This window comes from Novosphingobium sp. 1529 (assembly GCF_040544855.1).
Classification (GTDB): Bacteria; Pseudomonadota; Alphaproteobacteria; order Sphingomonadales; family Sphingomonadaceae; genus Novosphingobium; species Novosphingobium capsulatum.
Map to the genome: position 1 here is coordinate 25,078 of NZ_JBEPKW010000013.1, position 18,213 is coordinate 43,290.

Here is an 18,213-nt window from a genome sequence, read left to right on the forward strand (position 1 = left end):
CCTTGGCCTACGAGACGATCACCTTCGAGGTTGCCGACGGCGTTGGCTGCCTGACCTTGAACAGGCCGGACCGGCTCAACAGCTTCAATGTCTTGATGCACCGGGAAGTGGCTGAAGTGCTGGCTGGTGCGGCTACCGACGATGGCGTCCGTGCGATTCTTTTGACCGGCGCGGGCCGCGGCTTCTGCGCTGGTCAAGACCTGTCCGATCGTGCCGTGGCACCGGGCGGTGCACCCGTCGATCTGGGCGAATCGGTCGAGGCCTTCTACGCGCCACTGGTTGAGCGCCTGACCGGCATGGCAAAGCCGGTGGTGTGCGCAGTCAACGGCGTGGCCGCCGGAGCGGGGGCCAATATCGCCTTCGCGTGCGATATCGTAATTGCCGCGCGCAGCGCCAAGTTCATCCAGTCGTTCGCCAACATCGGGCTCATCCCCGATACCGGGGGCACCTGGATCCTGCCGCGCCTCGCCGGGCAGGCGCGTGCCTTGGGGTTGGCGCTGACAGGCGAGCCATTGCCGGCGGAAAAGGCCGAGGCGTGGGGCATGATCTGGAAATGCGTCGATGACGAGCACCTCGCCGACGAGGGCTTCGCGTTGGCAAAGCGGCTCGCGGCAGGACCGACACGCGGCCTCGCCGCAACCAAGCGGGCCTTGCGGGCTTCCTTCGAGCGGACCTTGACCGAATCGCTCACGCTCGAGCGCGATCTGATGCGCGTGCTGGGCTTCAGCGCTGATTACCGGGAGGGGGTTTCGGCCTTCATGGAAAAGCGCGCGCCACGTTTCATCGGACGGTGAACCGTCTACGTTCGGAGTTACCATGACCAGGATTCTCGAAAACTACGTCGCCGATGCATGGGTGCGCGGTGCACGCGCTGACCGGCCGGTGGTCAGCGCAATCAGCGGCAACACCGTCGCGCTTGTCGGCAGCGATGGCCTCGATTTCGCTGCCATACTGGACCATGCTCGCACCATCGGCGGAAAAGGCCTGCGGGCGATGACGTTTCACCAGCGGGCCTTGATGGTCAAGCAGCTTGCCCAGGCGATCATGGCGCGGAAGGAAGAGCTCTATGCCCTTTCCGCCGAGACGGGCGCCACCCGCACGGATAGCTGGGTCGATATCGAGGGCGGCGCGGGAACCTTGTTCACCATGTCGTCCAAGGCGCGCAAGGAACTGCCTGATGACATTGTCCTGACCGACGGTGATTTCGAGCCAATCGGCAAAGCCGGCACGTTCATCGGCCAGCACATCTATACCTCGCTCCAGGGCGCGGCGGTTCTGATCAACGCGTTCAATTTCCCGGTATGGGGCATGCTGGAAAAGCTGGGTCCCGCGCTTGTTGCCGGCGTACCGGTCATCGTCAAGCCGGCCACTGCCACCGCGCAGGTGGCCGAGCAAACCGTGCGTATCATGATCGACGCGGGCTGCCTGCCGGCCGGCGCGTTGCAACTGATCGTCGGCGAGGTTGGTGATCTGTTCGACCATCTCACTTGCCAGGATGTCGTCTCGTTCACCGGATCGGCGGCCACGGCGAGCAAGCTGAAGAACCATCCGGTTATCGGCCGTGAATCTGTGCGCTTCGTTGCCGAGCAGGATTCTATCAACGCCTCGGTGCTGGGCCCCGATGCCACGCCCGATGCGCCGGAATTCGACCTCTTCGTCAAGGAAGTGGTGCGCGAAATGACAGTCAAGGCAGGCCAGAAGTGCACGGCTATCCGCCGCGCTTTTGCGCCGCGCGCGCTGATCGACGCGGTCGAGACAGCCCTCAAGGCGCGGCTGGCCAATGTCGTGGTCGGCGATCCGGCGATCGAAGGCGTCACCATGGGGGCGCTGGTCAGTGCGCGACAGGTCGATGACGTGCGCCGCAGTGCACGCGCCATTGCAGGTGAGGCGGACCTGGTGTTCGGCATTATCGACAGTGTCGAGGCGCGTGCCGACAATCCGGCGGCCGGCGCATTCATCTCGCCGCTGCTGTTCCGCCACGATACGCCATGGGCCGCGCAGGTAGTGCACGATGTCGAAGCCTTCGGCCCAGTGGCGACGATCATGCCTTACGATGATCTCGACGATGCCGTGGCCCTGGCAAACCGTGGCAAGGGATCGCTGGCGATTTCGCTGTTCACCCACGATCCCGATGTCGCGCGTGCATTCGTGCTGGGTGCTGGTGCCTATCACGGACGCCTGGTCATCATCGACCGCGACAGTGCGCGCGAATCGACCGGGCATGGTTCACCCTTGCCCATGCTGATCCACGGCGGCCCAGGCCGTGCTGGCGGTGGTGAGGAAATGGGCGGCGTGCGTGGCGTCAAGCACTTCATGCAGCGCAGCGCTGTTCAGGGTAGCCCGCGCAGCCTGTCGCGTGTGGCGGGCAAGTGGCTACCCGGCGCGCCGCGTCCCCAGGGCGATGTCCATCCGTTCCGCAAACGCTATGGCGAACTGGAGCCCGGCTACAGCCTGCAGACCGAATCGCGCACCATCACGCTCGAAGACATCGAGCATTTCGCCCATTTCACCGGCGATCTGTTCTATGCCCACATGGACGAGGTGGCTGCGGCCGCCAGCCCGATCTTCGGCGGCCGCGTCGCCCACGGGTATCTGATCCTTTCCTTCGCCGCCGGGCTGTTCGTGGATGCCGCGCCGGGGCCGGTACTGGCCAATTTCGGCCTCGAGAACCTGCGTTTCGTCAAGCCAGTCAAGCCGGGCGAGAGCATCAAGGTGGTGCTGACCGTCAAGTCCAAGTCGCCCCGTACACCGGAAATGGGCGAGGTGCGCTGGGCCGTTACCGTGACGAATTCGGAAGACGAAGTCGTTGCTTCCTATGAACTCCTGACGATGAATGCGATCTGATGGCACGCGTAGATGAAAACGAGCTGCTCGCCAACGAGCGCCTGGACCTTGCGCAACTGCGCGCCCTGCAACTCGATCGCCTGAAGCAGAGCTTGCGTCACACCTGGAATGGCAATCTTGCCTACCGGCGCAAGTGCGAAGCGGCTGGCGTCACCCCTGATGACCTTGTTGCGCTGGAGGACCTTTCGCGGTTTCCATTCGTGGGCAAGGCAGATCTGCGCGAATGCTATCCCTTTGGCTTCTTTGCGTTGCCGATTGAGGAAGTTTCGCGCGTTCACGCGTCATCAGGGACGACGGGCAAGCCGACGGTGGTAGGCTATACCGAGCAGGATATCGTAACCTGGTCGGGCCTTGTCGCGCGATCGATCCACGCCGCTGGCGGCAGACCGGGCATGAAGGTCCACGTCGCCTATGGCTATGGGCTCTTCACCGGCGGGCTTGGCGCCCATTACGGCGCCGAAGCGCTGGGCTGCACCGTCATTCCCATGTCGGGTGGGCAGACTGAAAAGCAGATCCAGATGATCCAGGATTTCCAGCCTGACATCATCATGGTCACGCCCAGCTACATGCTGACGCTGATCGATGAAATGAAGGCACGCGGGATTGACCCGGCGCAAACCTCGCTCAAGACCGGGATTTTTGGGGCTGAGCCGTGGACCGACGCCATGCGCCGCGAGATCGAGCGCAGCGCCGGGCTACGCGCTGTCGACATCTATGGTCTTTCCGAAGTCATGGGGCCGGGTGTGGCGCAGGAATACGCCCATACGCAGGACGGTCCGACGATCTGGGAAGACCATTTCTATCCCGAGATCATCGATCCGGACACGGGTGAAGTGCTGCCCGACGGGGAGGAAGGCGAACTTGTCTTCACCTCGCTGACCAAGCAGGCCATGCCGATCATCCGCTACCGCACGCGCGACATCACGCGGCTGCTGCCCGGATCAGTCGGCCCAATGCGCCGCATGGCGAAGATCACCGGCCGTTCGGACGACATGCTGATCATTCGTGGGGTCAACGTCTTCCCCAGCCAGATCGAGGAACAGATTCTCAAGGTCCCGGTGCTCGCCCCGCATTTCCAGATCGAGATCAATCGCCCCGGTCGCCTCGACGTCGTCATGCTGCACGTCGAACCGCGGGCGCGTGTCGACGAGGCGCAGCAGCAGGCAGCCGTCGTCGAATTGGCTCACCATATCAAAACCATGATTGGGATCTCGACCAAGATTCGGATGTGCAAGCCAGGTTCGATCGCTCGCTTTGAGGGCAAGGCTGCCCGCGTTATCGACAACCGCAGCCGGGCTTGAGGGCGCAAGCCTGCATGGGAGAGAGAGAAAATGTCAGTGAAACTTGTCGCGGTCTATCATACGCCCGGCGATCCAGCCGCGTTTGAGGAGCATTATCGCGGCGTCCATGCCCCGCTGGTTCGGCGCGTGCCGGGCCTGGTAAATCTGCGCATCACCCGCATCACCACGCGGCTGATGGGAGAGGGCGACATCCATATGATCGCTGAAATGGTTTTTGCCGATCGTGCGGCCTTTGACGCGGCCATGGCCTCGCCGGAAAACCGCGTGGCCGGCAAGGACCTGGCCAATTTCGCGGATGGGAAGGTCACGCTGTTCGTGGCCGAGGACTGAAAGGCAAGACAATGTGGGATTGGAACACGCTCTTCATCGAGGGGCAGGACATTTCTGCGGAAAACGCCGCAACGCTCGACGTGATCAGCCCGGCCAACGGCAAGATCGTGGGGCGGGTCGGGGCGGCATCGGCGCAAGACGTGGATCGCGCTGTGGTTGCGGCACGCTGCGCGTTTGAATCTGGTCCTTGGCCGGCGATGAGCGGCGCGCAGCGCGGCGCGCTGCTGCTCAAGCTCGCGGAACTGGTGGAACGCGAGGCCCAGGCATTGGGCGACATGGATGCCCATTCCATCGGCCGCCCCGCGATCGAGACGCAGATGCTTGACCTGCCCAATGCCATTGCCACGTTCCGGTACTACGCCGGATGGGCGGACAAGCTGGAAGGTCGCGTCGTGCCGACAGCGGGCTACTTCGGCCGCCAGACGCATTCTTTCGTGACGCGCGAACCGGTCGGTGTCATCGGCATGATCGTGCCTTGGAACACGCCGCTGATGATCCTGGCGTGGAAGCTGGCGCCTGCGCTTGCCGTTGGCTGCACGTGCGTGATCAAGCCGGCAGAGCAGACGCCGTTTTCAGCGCTGCGCTTGGCCCAGTTGGTTCGCGAGGCTGGCTTTCCCGATGGTGTGGTCAATGTCGTGCCTGGGTTGGGCGGCATTGCCGGATCTGCGCTCAGCGAGCATCCCGATGTCGACAAGATCAGTTTCACCGGCAGTCCTGAAACCGGCGCCGTGATCATGCGGGCGGCTACCGGGAACTTCAAGCGCGTCGCGCTCGAACTGGGCGGTAAGTCACCGCAGATTCTTTGTGAAGATGCCGATCTCGATGCTGCGGTCCAGGGGTGCGCGATGGGCCTGTTCTTCAACCAGGGCCAGGTCTGCGCAGCAGGCACGCGCATCCTTGTGCATCGCAGCCTTGTCGCCCGGTTCACCGAAGCCTTTGCCGCTGCAGCGGGTGCGGTAACGGTGGGCGATCCCACGAGTGGTCAGGTCCAGATGGGATCGCTGGCCGGGAAGGGTCAATTCGAACGCGTCGATCGCTATGTGCAGGGTGGTCTTGCAGCCGGTGCCCGCATGGTGACGGGGGGCGCGTTCGCGCAGGACCAGGGCTATTTCTACCGCCCGACGGTGTTCGATTCAGTCACCGACGATATGGCCATCGTCAGTGAGGAAATCTTTGGCCCGGTGGGGTGCATCATCCCCTTCGACAGTGACGAAGAAGCGATCGCCCGCGCTAACGGGACCAAGTATGGTCTCGCCGCTACGCTCTGGACAAAGGACGTGTCGCGCGCACTCGGTCTTGCCAAGCAAGTTCGCGCCGGCGCGGTATCCGTCAACGGCTGGGCCACGATTGATCCGGCGTTGCCGTGGGGCGGCTTCAAGACCAGCGGCATAGGCCGGGAACTCGGCATCAGCGGGATTGAGGCCTGCACCGAGGAAAAGGTGACCACGCTCGTCCTCTGACGGGGGAGAAGCGGCGTTTCACGCGGGGACGGAGAAATCCGTCCCCGCTATTTTTGTGCAAAAAAGCCGCTGCGGCACGCAACTGGTGGACCCAATGTCTCCTGGTCGTGTGCCGCAGCGGCTTGCTGCAAACAAATGCCGGCAGCGCGCCTACAGCAGCGCGTCAGCCAGGAGCATTGTCCGCTCGATGAAATAGTCCTTCATTTCACGCGCCGTTTCTGTTTCCGAACGGGTGTGCACCCACCCTAGGTACGTGGTGCTGCGCAGGAACAGGAACACCTCGATCATGCGCAAATCAGCATCGCTCAGCGGCAGGACAGACGCATAACCAGCGATCATATTATCCCGCAAAACGTGGAAATTCGGCGTGCCGATGTGAAAATAGAGCGCCGTCGCGATCTCGAACATATACCAGCCAAAGCCGCAATCGTCGAAATCAATCAGATGCAGCCTGCCATCGTTGACGATGATGTTCTCGGGGACAAAGTCTGCGTGGATCAGGCCAAAGTTTTCGGTCGACCTGCCGTAGCGCTCCATCTCGAGCCGGCTTTCTTCGACGGCCCGGAGGATCTTGGCGCGGTGAAACGGGGTCAGGCCGTCGAGTTCGAGGAATGGGCCCCAGAACGGTTGTGGACCGATCAGGCCTTCATGGTCCCAGGCATGGCGGGTAAAGCCTGCCGGGAGAGGCCACGCTTTGGTTCGCTGATGCAAGCGCGCAGCCAGGATGCCGACTGCGTGGTAAAGCGCGCCCTGCTGTTCGGGTGTGCCGTCAAGGCCCAGTTCGATCGAGCCGATCGGTTTGCCATTCAGCCAGCCCAGCATGTCGACTTGGCGTGGCTGTGGCAAATCAGGTGTCGCTACAAGCGCGAATTCTTCGCCGCCCGTGGTCAGCAGGATGTCGGGTACACCCAGGCCTGCCTCTGCCAAGCAGCGCACCCATTGCAATTCGGACCGTAGGGAGGCATCGCTGTGATAGTCCAAGCGGTGAACGCGCAGGGCGATCTTGGTCACCCCATCGCGCATGGCGGAAAAGACCGCATTCTCGCGGTACTTGATCAGCGTAAGATCGCTGTAGGTGCCCGGCCAGTGGTCCAGCGCCGCCTGCGCGAGGGCGTAGAGCGCGCGTTCTTGCGCAACCGGGTCGATCAATTGCATGTCGGACATCGGTGTGCCTTTCAAAGTTCGGCGAAGGCGCGGTCGAGCGCGGCAATCAGGGTGTCGGCGTGCTCGCGCCGGAAAGTGAGCGGCGGCCGCATTTTTAGAACGTTGCCTTCGGGCCCGATGCGGCTCACCAGCACGCCCAGATTGACCATCGTGTTGATCAGCGTCTTGGTTTCTGCAGCGGCAGCGACGCCATCGCGGAGCAGTTCGATGCCGAAAAACAGGCCACGACCGCGAACATGCGCTGCCAACTCGTGCCGGTCCTGAAGGTATTCCAGTCCCTTGCGGATATAGCTGCCCAGATCGTGCGCGTTTTGCAGCAGGCCTTCATCATCGATCACGTCGAGTACGGCGAGCCCTACCGCAGCAGATACGGGGTTGCCGCCGAAGGTGTTGAAATACATCGACTGCGCGCAGAACGGATCGGCGATATCGGGGCGCGTCACCAGTGCGGCCATCGGATGCCCATTGCCGATAGGCTTGCCCATCGTGACGATGTCGGGGGTGAAGGCATAATGCTGGTGCCCCCAGAACGCATCGCCCATGCGGGCAAAGCCGGGCTGCACTTCATCGGCAATGACAAGGCCACCGGCCTCGCGTACCAGCTTGACCACCGCTTCGAGATACCCTTGCGGAACCACAGGGAGGCCTTCGGTCGAAAATAGCGTATCGACCAACAGCGCGGCAACGCCAAAGCCAGCAGCATCGAGCGACGCGATCGCTTCCTGGACCTGCGCCAAATGCTGGCGCAGCAGCTCTTCTTCGCTGAGCGGTGATCGCAGCATGTCGGGGATGCTGATCGTTCGCCCATAGTCGGGAAACGGCTCGGCCTGTGGAATGCCCGTGGTCAACTCAGCCAGGATCGTGCTGTGGCCGTGGTAGTTGCAGTCGGTGACGATGATCCCCCGTTTGCCGGTCGTGCGCCGGGCAATGCGGATCGCCAGCTCGTTCGCTTCGGTCCCCGTACAGACGAACATGGCGCGCGACAGTTCGGGCGCGAACTTTGACGTCAGGCGCTCTGCATAATCGAGGACGCGCTCGTTTAGATAGCGGGTGTGGACATTGAGCGTCGCGGCCTGCTGCGACAGCGCCGCCACGACGCGGGGGTGGCAATGGCCGACTTGCGGGACATTGTTGTAGACATCGAGATACTTCTTGCCGTCGGCATCGTAGAGCCACACGTCTTCGCCACGCACCATGTGCAGGGGGGTATCGTAGAACAGCAGGCTATGCTCGCCAAGCACGCGGCGCCGGCGTTCGAGAACAGTTTCAGATGCCATGGTGATATGCCTTGTCGATTTGCCCGTTCAGGAGGGAGAGCGCAGCAGCGCATGGCGCTGGCGACGTACGCGCCAGGCCATGGCTAGGCCGCAGAGCCCCATCACGGCGGCGAGGGTGGGAAGAATTCGGCTGCTCTGCACCGCGCTGGCCACCAGCACCAGCACGGCCAGTACCAGGACCGTGGCTGCGACCGGGATGCCGCAGGGCACGCGAAAGGCGACGGGCCGCTCGTGCAAGCGCCTGCGCAGGACGATGAATGCCGCCAGCGTCGTCACGTACGTCAGGCTGAGCATGAGGACGACGCCCACCAGGACTATATCGGCCGGCAGTATCGAAACGGGAATGCCGATTGCGGCGATCGCCAGCACCGCCACGTAAGGCGCGCCATGGCGATTGGTCGCCGACAGGAATACCGGCAGGAAGCCGGCGCGCGCGATCGAATAGAGTTGGCGCGATGCCGAAAAGAGTAGCGAAAAGAACGTCGCGGCCAGGCCGGTGATAGCGCCGATACCTACGATCTTCATCATCAGCGCCTTGCCATAGACGTGCGGCGCCTGGGCCATCGCGGCATAGAGCGGATCGCTGGCCCCGGCGACCACACTGACGCCTGCACCGCCCGGACCGAGCAAGAGAACCGTGTTTGACGTGACGAACAACACTGCGATCGCGCTCATCAGCCCTTTGGGCATCGCGACATGGGGGTCGCGCGTCTCTTCCGACGCGGTGGCCGCCTGTTCCACGCCCAGAAACAGCCACACGGCAAAGGGGATGCAACTGAACACGCCTGCTGCGCTCAACCCAGGGCTGCCCGCGGGCAGCAGATGCGCCACATTGAACGACGGTAGCATCGAGGCGCCGAACAGCAGGAGCGAGAGGGTGGCAATCGCGCCTACGGCCAGCGTGATCCATAGCGCTTCGCCCACGCCATACAGGTGGATTGCTACGATCAGCGTGAACAGCGTGAGCTTGACCGGCCAGCCCCCCAGGCCAGAGACCGAATGGACGTACGAAGCAACGAAATTGCTGGCGACGCCCGTGCCCAACGCTAGTGCCAGGAATACCGAAAAGCCAACGAGCGCGCCAACCATCTGTCCGAACGCGGTCTCACAATAGATCTGGAGCCCACCAGCACCAGGCAGGGTACTGGACAGCTCCGCCACGCAAAGGGCCAACCCGATATAGAGTATGGCCACGGCAAAGGTGGCAACGAACATGTTGCTCCACCCGAACGCCAAGCCGAAGTTCCAGCCGGAAAACTGGCCGGCGATCACGATGGCCACGCCAAGGCCCGCGATCGATTTCCAGCCTAGGCGATCGGTTTGAAGCGACACATCGTTTCCCTTGAAAAAAGTGGATCAGCCCCGAAGCGTGGGTACGCAGACTGCCGAAGCTCCGCCATCGGCGGTAACGTAAGTACCGTTCACGAAGGCGGAACGGGGCGAGGCGAGATAGCAGCATAAGCTGGCAATCTCTTCGGCCTTGGCTGCGCGGCGTGCCGGTACGTCCGCCGACATCAGGGCATAGGCCTGTGCCAAGGTGATCCCATCGCGGTCGGCCACGACCTGCATCTCGGAATCCGCCATCGGCGTCTCCACCCATCCAGGGCAGACAGCGTTGGCCCGAATGCCCTCAGCGCCGTAATCCACCGCGATAGACCGGGCGAGGCCGATGATCGCATGCTTGGCAACGACGTATGCTGCGGATTGCGGGATAGCCTGAAGCCCGGCAAGCGAGGACAGGAACACGAAGGCGCCGCCGCCCCGCGCGATCATCGTGGGAATGCATTCGCGCGCTGTCACGAAGGCTGTATCAAGATTGGTACTCAACTGCTCGCGCCAGACCGCGTCGCTGGTGTCGCCGACGCGGCCCACATCGACCGTTCCAGCGCAGGCGACGACGCTATCAAGACCGCCAAACCGTGCAGTGGCGAGAGCGACGGCGGAGCGGACGCTTTCTCCGCGGGCCGCGTCGCCTTCCACCACCACGGCACGATCGCCATGTGGCGCCGCGATAGCCTCCAGCGGTGCGCGCCGACGGCCCATCAGCACCACGTTGGCGCCTGCCCCGATTGCGCTCGCCACAACAGCGGCGCCGATGCCGGTTCCCGCGCCGGTCACGAGCATGGTGGTGTTTGCAAGCATCGTCGCGTTCCTTTCGAGATCAGAATTTGTATGAGATGGAAGCGCCGATCCATCGCGGCGTAGCGAAGGTCTGCTGTCCGAGGCCGAGGGCGCCGGAGAGGTCGAGGTTGTAGACGCGGTACCATTTGTCGGTGAGGTTGTTGACGAAGGCGGCGATTTCCCAGTGTGTGTCGCGGGTCTTGAAGGCGACGCGGGCATTGCCGACGACGCGCTGCGGTTCGCGATCGATGGGTGCGTTGAAGGTGGAGAAGTACTGGACGTCGTCGTATTTCCAGTCGGTCTGGAGCGAGATGTCGCCTGGTCCGACGGGGAATTGGTACTGGATGCGCCCGCCGATGCTCCAGCGCGGTGCCTGGGGCATGACTCGGTCTGTAACGCGCCCTGCGGGCAGGGTGATGTTGCGCACCTTGGTATCGAGGTAGGTGAGGAAGGCCTGCAGCGAGAGGCCGGAGAGTGGGTGGGCACCGAGTTCGAGTTCGACGCCGTTGATGCGGGCCGGGCGGTTGGTGATGAACTGGGAGAGGCCGACGATGGTGAAGGCCTGGTAGTTCTTGTAGTCGTAGTGGAAGATCGAGCCGTTGAAAGTCATGCCCGGCAGGGGCTGGGTCTTGAAGCCGGCCTCGTAGTTGGTGAGGACTTCCTGGCCATAGGGCAGGGTGCTGGGATCGAAGCCGGGGAAGGCCTGGACGCCGAAGCCGCCGCTTTTGGTGCCGCGGTTGACGCCGGCATAGAGCAGGACGTTGTTGGCGGGGCGGATGTCGAACTGGGCCTTGAGCGAATAGTTGCCGAAGGTCTCGCGGGCGAGCGCGGGGTAGAGCGTGGGGTTGAAGGCCTGGGTGCCCTGGTTGTTCCCGGCGCCGTCAAAGGCAGTGAGAGCGAAGTTGTAATCCTTCCAGTCCCAGCTGTAGCGCGCGCCGAGGATGAAGTGGACCAGCGGCGAGAATTCGTACTCGCCCTGGCCGAACACGGCGAGGCTTTCGGTATTCTGGCGCCCGCCGTAATGGGTCACGAGATTGAGTGACTGGGCCAGGTCGGCGACATAGGCGTTGTCGGTGCGGATTTTCATGCCATAGGCGCCGACCAGCCACTGCAGGCGGGAGGTCTTGCCCGAGAGGTGCAGTTCCTGGGAGAGCTGGTAGAGATCCTGGGCGGTGGTATAGTTGAAGGCCGAGGTCGGCCCGATGTCCGAGTCCTCGCCGTAGTTCTTCTTGAGCTTCTGGTAGTCGGTGATCGAGACGAGGTCGACGTCGCCGATCTTCTGCTCGTAGCGCAGCGTGGCGCTCCAGTAGGTGCGGTCGAAGCGCGGGTCGGTGTTGGACGAAATGGTGAAGGGGTTGCCGTCGGCATCGCGATACCCCACCGCGTCGCAGCCGTTGCAGGTGCCCCAGAAGTTCTGATTGGCCGGCAGGGCATAGCCCAGGCCATCGGCGTTGACGCCGAGCGCGACGTGGCTGTAGGCGCCCGAGCTGCGCTCGTGATCGTTGCGCAGGTATTGCACCTTGAGGCGCAAGGTGCCCTGTTCGCCGACATCGCTCTCGATCTGGAAGCGGCCGCCGTAGAACTTGCTGCCGCCGCGGTTGGGGCCGATATCATTCTTGATGTAGCCGCCGTGATAGTTGCTGGTGAACGCCAGGCGGGCGCGGACATGATCGCTCAGCGGGCCGCTGACCGCGCCTTCGGTGGCGACCTGGCCATAGCTGCCGATGGTCAGCGTGCCGAAGCCCTCGAACTGGCGGGTCGGCTTGGCAGTGACGATCTGGACCAGGCCACCGGTAGCATTGCGACCGAACAGGGTGCCCTGCGGCCCGCGCAGGATCTCCACGCGCTGGAGATCGAAGGTCTGCCCGCTGATCGCGCCGAGCGCACCGACATAGACTTCGTCGTTGTAGAAGGCGATCGGTGCTTCCTGGGAATCGGCAAAGTCGTTTTGCGAGACGCCGCGGATATTGAAGACGGTGATCGTGGGGCTGTACTGGTTGACCTGGAGGCTGGGGACCTGGCCGGCCAGGGCAGTCACGTCCTGGCGGCCGACCGATGCCAGCGCGGCCCCGCCCAGGGCGGTGACGGCCAGGCTGGTGTTCTGGACCGACTGCTCGCGCTTTTGCGCGGTGACGACGATCTCGCCGCTATCGCCGGCATGGGCGGCCACAGCGTCTGGCGCCGCCTGGGCAAGGGCTGGTGCCGCGATGAAACCGGAAGCCAGAAGGGCGCTCGACAGGCGCCGGGAACGGATTGCCATTACCAACATGAAATCCCCCATGGACGGCCGTTGAGGCCTTTTCTAAATTGTCCGACCGGTCGGATAACGCCAGACTGTCGTCGATTTGTAAAGAGCCAAAATGCTGCTATCCACCCTCCACCACCGCATATCATACGCCAAAACCCGACTGTAGTCGAAATTTGGCGCGGTGGAGATCGCGCGCTATCGCTGCATCGGTCGCAGCTTGCAGGGGTGGTACGTGCCGATGACGGGCGCTGCGCGCCTCGCGCAGAAGGGCGTGGCCGATGGCATGGGAGCGGTTAGAACGGCGCTATTCCAAGCCTTTTTCGCGATGGCAAAGCGCCTGCTTCACTTATGAAGACGCCTCCGTCGCTACGGCAAGCGCAGGACAGGAGGCGAAGGACAGTCAAGAATGGCCTGCAAGCACGACCGCTTGCTGGAACAGGGAGCCGGCGCGCCCAGGCAAAGCGATTCGCCTGTCGTGCTTACAGAAATTGCCGTGCTTACAGAAATTGCGCGTGCCCACGCGGGTATTGCGTTCAGGCGCTGTTGCCCTAGTCTGGGCGGCCCAGCACCACGTCGAACAGGCACTTCCACTGGCCGGCGGCATCTTTTCGCCAGATCAGCAGCAGTCGCTGCCTGGTGACGTGGCGCGTCGTGCCCGGGCCGGGCGCGTTGATAGCGCTGTGCCCAACAACAAATCCGATCTCGCCGTCGCGTGACAGACCCGACCTCTCCGGGGTGAAATCCACATGGAAGCCAGGGCTTTTCGTCAAGTACGCAATGCTCTGTGCGACTTCGGCCGGGCCGAACCAGATTGGCCCCGCCGGGCCCATCACCGCCGCGTCGTCGCTGAACGTGGCTGCGGCAGTCGCATAATCGCCCCGATTGATAGCGGCCAGCCACTCCGCTGTCGCCTGGCCGGCTGGATCTGCGTCGGGAGCGGCTGCCATCGCCAGCGTCGATGCCACAAGGCAGCCGCCGAAAGCCAGCAAACCCGCTGTGACGTGGCGCAGGCCTGCGACTGCGATGTCAGTTCTTTGCGCGTTCATATACCAGTTTCCCGCCGAAGAAGGTCATGTCCACGTTGGTTTTGGCGATGGTGTCTGCCGGAATTTTGAACAGGTTTTTGTCGAGCACGACGAAGTCAGCAAGCTTGCCGACCGAGATCGAACCTGTGCGCTGATCGATCCCCAGCGCCTTGGCCGAATTGAGCGTGTAGAAGCGGATCATCGTTCCAACGTCGACAGCCTGTTCCGGCCAGAGAGCGCCAGGCGCCGCGCCGGTGGGATTGCGCCGCGTGACCATTCCCTGCATTCCGTCCCACAGGTCGGAGAATTCGCCAGGTAGCGTCTTCCAGTCGGTCCCACCCGCCACCAGTACCCCGTGCGCAACGAACGTGCGGAACGGCCAGTAGTGGTCTGCGCGTTCCTTGCCGATCACTGCCTCGGTGCCAGTCAGGATCGGCCCCGGGTACCACACCGTGGGCGAGGCATCGATTGCCGCATGCAATTGGCGCACGCGGTCGATATCACTTCCGGCGATATACCCGGCATGGGCCAGCGTGTGGATCGGCCCGCCAGCCCCGTTGGCCTTGCGCGCGGCGGCGATGGCATCAAGCGCCATGCGGACCGAGCCATCCCCAGCGACGTGCATCTTGACCGAGATCCCCCGTGCATCAAGGGCGGTGACCAGTTGCGCCAACCGTTCGGCAGACATTTTTGTGGTGCCGCGAAAATCCGCGCCGTGGGCGGCGTCCGGCAAGTAGGGTTCGAGAAATTCCGCCGTATGGCTGACCATCACGCCATCCACGAAAATCTTTGCGAAATTCATGCTGAGGGTGGCGGAATTGATCTCGGCACGATGACTGTAAATCTCATCGATGTCTGGCTTGTCGGGATCGATCAGCATCGAAAGCGCGGCATGGGCGGTCAGGGTGCCGCGCTGATCCAGCGCCTTGTAGGCGCGCGCATCGGAGAAATGGCTGTTGCCGAAGACGACACCGGCATCGTCGAACCCCGTCACGCCCCGGGAATTGAGATAGCGCACCCCAACCTGCAGCGCGTCTGCTTCCTGTTCGACATCCGTTTTTGTAACAAGCGCGGGAACATGCCTTTCCACAAGGCTGGTGGCACTTTCAAGCAGCAGGCCATTGAGCGCCCCAGTGCCAGGATCGCGGCCGATCTTGCCATTCTCCGGATCGGGCGTAGTGGCGCTGATCCCGGCAATCGCCAGTGCCCTGGAATTGACCCAGCGATCGTGAATGCTGTCATTGCGCAGCATCACGGGATGATCGCCGCTCGCCTGGTCGAGCAGTGCGAGCGACTTTGCATCGGCGAGGCGGCCATAGAGGCCGCTGCCCCAGCTTTGGCCAAGGATCCATTCGCCCGCCGGAACCTTGGCTGCACAAGCCCGCACGCTGGCGATGACCGCGTCAAAATCACCGTAGGCAGAAAAGACGCAGTTGTAGATCTGGAGCTCGGCAGCTGCGGTGGACAGGTGAACGTGGCCATCGATCAGGCCGGGCATTACCATGCGCTGCTGAAGATCAACCACGTGCGTCTTTGCGCCGGTGAAGCGGGCGATGTCGCGGTCGGTGCCCAGCGCAATGATGCGACCGTCCTTTACCGCCAAGGCCTGTGCCCATTTGCGCTCCGGTTCGACGAGGTAGATCGCACCATTGCGCAGGACAAGGTCGGCCGCCTGAGGGGCGGGCACAGGGGCTTTTGCCGCAACCAGGCTGGGCGCGCCGAGCGCAGTGGCGGCCATTGCAAGTGTCAAGCGTCGTATCGAATGGCGCACATTCTTCATGGTCTGGTCCTGCATCTGGTGTGTCGGATGATGCGCAATGCGGCAGGCCATGCCGTCAGTACCGCGCCGTGGCAGTCAGGCCGATCGTTCTGGGGCGGAAGCCGGAGAAGCGGGTGAGCGGCGAGCCGACCAGATTCTGGCCATCGAGCGCGGTCTTGGTATCGAACAGGTTGTCGGCAAACACTGAGAGGTCGAATGCGCTCATCTTCACGCCGGCACGCACCGTCACGAAATGGGTTTCCGGCGCACCATAGTAGAATGGCACGAAGTTCAGGCCGTTGGCGGGATTACGCTGCGCAACGCGATCGGATTCGCGGCTGGCATACTGGTAGTCGATGCGGCCATAGGCTTCGTTCCGTTCCGACAGAGCGAACCGGTATTCGGCATTGATGGCGATGCGCCAGGGTGAACCCTGCAGTCGGTCGCCCGCAGAAACGGCCGAGGCGCCGATCTGCGGAGCAGCGGCATAGACCGTGTCCTTGAATTCACCATTGGTGTAGCCGACCGACGCGCCCAGGTTCAGGCCATCGAACGGCGTGAATGCGGCTTGCAGGTCGAAACCCTTGTTCTCCGCACGCCCAAGATTGGCGATGAAGCCGCCGCCGCAGGTTGAAAGCGTGACGAACTGCTGAATATTGTTCCACTTAACGTAAAACAGGCTGGCATTGAGCGTAAGCCGGCGATCAGCGGTCTGATTCTTGCTGCCAACCTCATAACTCCACACCGAGTCAGACTGGTAGGTGGTAGGGTTGATTCCGCCCAGGCCTAGCGCATTGAGCTGCGCCTGGCAGGGCGACAATTGGCGCGCGTTGGAGCCGCCGACGCGGAAACCCTTGGCTGCCGAGGCATAGACGGAATTCGAAGGGCTGAATCGATACTCCAGGCCGAACTTCGGCGTAACCGGCGAATCGCTTTGCTTGCCGGAATCCGTAAACGGCACCCCGCCGAAAGGACCGCCGACGCTCGTCAGGAACGAGAACTTGGCAGAGGCCACGCGCAAACCCACCGTAGCGGTCAGCTTGTCGAGAATGTCGAAATCAACCTGGCCAAATCCTGCGATCTGCTTGTCGACGGTCTTGAACGGATCCTGATAGTAGATCAGCCCACCGGGCAGGACGGGAATGCCGAACACGGCGGAAAACGGCAATCCGGTCGCGGCCTGGAATTCGCTTTCAAGCGTAGGATCGCGCACGAACTGCGTCGCGTTCTGCTTGGAATTCTGGTAGAATGCGCCGAGCACCCAGCGCAGGCGCTGACCGCTTGCGGTCGATTGCAGGCGCACTTCCTGCGTGAAGCTGCGCTGGCTGTTGTGGAACATCGAGGGTGCCGCGGCACCTGCAGGCGGGATGGGGTTTCCGAACACGATCGCGCGCTGCAACTGCGTATAGTCGGCCACGATGTCCTGATCACGGTGAAGGTAGGAACTGACGGAAATCAGGCCGATCTTGTCGCTCAGGTCGATGGTTGCCGAAAGCGAAGGGACATAGAACCTGTCGGTCGTCGGCGCGGCGATCTCGTTGCCGTTGATGAACTTGCCTTGCGACGGATCGGACAGGATATTCCAATAGGCCGAGGTATCATCGCTATGCTGGCGCTGATAATAGATCGATGCGGTCAACTTGACCGTTTCGGCAGGGGCCAGCGTGAGGGCAAACCGGCCAGCGAAGGTATCGCCGGTATTCGCATCGGGCTTGATGATCGCGCCGGTGCGTGGATTGGCGCGATCGACCCAACCGGCGGACTGGCGCGTCCACGCGCTGGCGCGAAAGCCGATCTTGTCCTCCACCAGCGCTGCGCCATAGGCGGCGCCCATTTCGAACCCGACACCGCCGCCCTTAACCGAGTTCACTTCGGCGCGGCCATAGGCAGATTCGCCCGACAGCGGCGGTTGTGGCGTGATGAAGCGGATCGTGCCGCCCTGGGATCCTGCGCCGAACAGCGTGCCCTGCGGCCCGCGCAGCACTTCCACTCGCTCGAGGTCAAAGGTTTCCGGGAAGGGCGATCCCCCGGCGTAGCCAACGCGACGCGACTGGATCGGCACATCGTCCAGATAGATCCCCGTGGTGCTTGCGCCGCCGTTGGAGCGGATACCGCGGATCGAGATGTTGGTCAGGTTCTGTGGCCCACCACGGTTGAAATCCAGCCCCGGAGTCAGACGCACCACATCCTGGATGTCGCGTACGCCCTGCCGGTCCAGGGTCTGCTGGGTGTAGGCGCTGATGCTGATCGGCACCTTCTGGATGCTTTCGCTGCGCCGTTGTGCAGTAACCACGATTTCGCCCGGCGCGCCGGAGGTTGCGGCGGTGGTCGTCTGTCCTGGTGATGACTGGCCTGCGCTATCGGTGTTTGCCGGCTGCGCCAAGGCACCGCTTGCCGGCATTGCGGCTGAAGCGCTGCCGAGCAAAATGGTGAAGAGCCGCTTGCGAGTGAACATCAGTACCCCCCTCATTGCTTTATGCAATCTCTGTTGCTTGCAGGCGTTGGTCGCGACTGCTGGGGCAAAAATGCGGGGCGTTGCTGGCGCAAGTCAATGTGACGGAAATGAACTGCAGCTCTCGGCAAGGGGTAGTTGAACGAACGGAATCACAAAATAAAAAGTCTCAATATCAATTGCCTAATAAACTCATCTTAGCATGGGTTGAGCCCTGAAGTGACGGTGGTAG

At 62.8% G+C, this 18,213-nt stretch carries 14 protein-coding genes; 6 read left to right on the top strand and 8 right to left on the bottom strand.

All coding sequences use genetic code 11. The annotated features are described in order from the left end of the window. The first annotated feature begins 2 nt into the window (after positions 1-2). Genes paaG through ABIC78_RS18795 form a run of 5 tightly spaced genes read left to right on the top strand, consistent with a single transcriptional unit; the run spans position 3 to position 5,935 of the window. A complete protein-coding gene (gene paaG / locus ABIC78_RS18775; protein WP_354491322.1) occupies positions 3-794 on the top strand; it encodes a 2-(1,2-epoxy-1,2-dihydrophenyl)acetyl-CoA isomerase PaaG in 792 nt (263 codons plus the stop codon). 22 nt (positions 795-816) lie between these two features. Further along, entirely contained in the window at positions 817-2,844 is a 2,028-nt protein-coding gene (gene paaZ / locus ABIC78_RS18780) for a phenylacetic acid degradation bifunctional protein PaaZ (RefSeq protein WP_354491324.1), read from the top strand. Then, the gene (paaK, locus tag ABIC78_RS18785; protein WP_354491326.1) at positions 2,844-4,145 is read left to right on the top strand and encodes a phenylacetate--CoA ligase PaaK; all 1,302 of its coding nucleotides are present in this window, start codon (positions 2,844-2,846) and stop codon (positions 4,143-4,145) included. The genes paaZ and paaK overlap by 1 nt, the downstream gene beginning before the upstream one ends. 30 nt (positions 4,146-4,175) lie before the next feature. Continuing rightward, on the top strand, positions 4,176-4,475 hold the full coding sequence (locus tag ABIC78_RS18790; protein ID WP_169042218.1) for an EthD family reductase: 300 nt from the start codon (positions 4,176-4,178) through the stop codon (positions 4,473-4,475). 11 nt (positions 4,476-4,486) lie between these two features. After that, the gene (locus tag ABIC78_RS18795) at positions 4,487-5,935 is read left to right on the top strand and encodes an aldehyde dehydrogenase family protein (RefSeq protein ID WP_354491328.1); all 1,449 of its coding nucleotides are present in this window, start codon (positions 4,487-4,489) and stop codon (positions 5,933-5,935) included. A gap of 150 nt (positions 5,936-6,085) precedes the next feature. Here the strand turns inward: ABIC78_RS18795 and ABIC78_RS18800 are convergent, their stop codons facing one another. The 8 genes from ABIC78_RS18800 to ABIC78_RS18835 form a co-directional block, all read right to left on the bottom strand. Next, positions 6,086-7,099 (bottom strand): phosphotransferase enzyme family protein, encoded by a 1,014-nt coding sequence (locus tag ABIC78_RS18800; protein WP_354491329.1) that lies wholly within the window; start codon positions 7,097-7,099, stop codon positions 6,086-6,088. 11 nt (positions 7,100-7,110) lie between these two features. Next, on the bottom strand, positions 7,111-8,376 hold the full coding sequence (locus tag ABIC78_RS18805) for an aspartate aminotransferase family protein (protein ID WP_169042215.1): 1,266 nt from the start codon (positions 8,374-8,376) through the stop codon (positions 7,111-7,113). Positions 8,377-8,403: 27 nt separating this feature from the next. Next, positions 8,404-9,708: an amino acid permease gene (locus ABIC78_RS18810; protein WP_169042214.1), complete on the bottom strand. Its 1,305-nt coding sequence runs from the start codon at positions 9,706-9,708 to the stop codon at positions 8,404-8,406. Positions 9,709-9,732: 24 nt separating this feature from the next. Continuing rightward, a complete protein-coding gene (locus ABIC78_RS18815; RefSeq protein ID WP_169042213.1) occupies positions 9,733-10,518 on the bottom strand; it encodes an SDR family NAD(P)-dependent oxidoreductase in 786 nt (261 codons plus the stop codon). Between the two features lie 19 nt (positions 10,519-10,537). Then, positions 10,538-12,757, bottom strand: coding sequence for a TonB-dependent receptor (locus tag ABIC78_RS18820; RefSeq protein ID WP_354491332.1), 2,220 nt, complete (start codon positions 12,755-12,757; stop codon positions 10,538-10,540). 536 nt (positions 12,758-13,293) lie between these two features. Next, positions 13,294-13,791, bottom strand: coding sequence for a YybH family protein (locus ABIC78_RS18825; RefSeq protein ID WP_354491334.1), 498 nt, complete (start codon positions 13,789-13,791; stop codon positions 13,294-13,296). Beyond that, positions 13,772-15,550 (bottom strand): amidohydrolase, encoded by a 1,779-nt coding sequence (locus tag ABIC78_RS18830; protein ID WP_354491336.1) that lies wholly within the window; start codon positions 15,548-15,550, stop codon positions 13,772-13,774. Before ABIC78_RS18830 ends, ABIC78_RS18825 begins: the two co-directional genes overlap by 20 nt. 55 nt (positions 15,551-15,605) lie before the next feature. Beyond that, positions 15,606-17,783 carry a TonB-dependent receptor gene (locus tag ABIC78_RS18835; RefSeq protein WP_354491338.1) on the bottom strand — a complete coding sequence of 726 codons (2,178 nt, stop codon included), beginning with the start codon at positions 17,781-17,783 and terminating at the stop codon, positions 15,606-15,608. Here ABIC78_RS18835 and ABIC78_RS18840 point away from each other — a divergent pair. Then, positions 17,770-18,123, top strand: coding sequence for a hypothetical protein (locus ABIC78_RS18840; protein ID WP_354491340.1), 354 nt, complete (start codon positions 17,770-17,772; stop codon positions 18,121-18,123). The genes ABIC78_RS18835 and ABIC78_RS18840 overlap by 14 nt on opposite strands. Positions 18,124-18,213 lie beyond the last annotated feature (90 nt).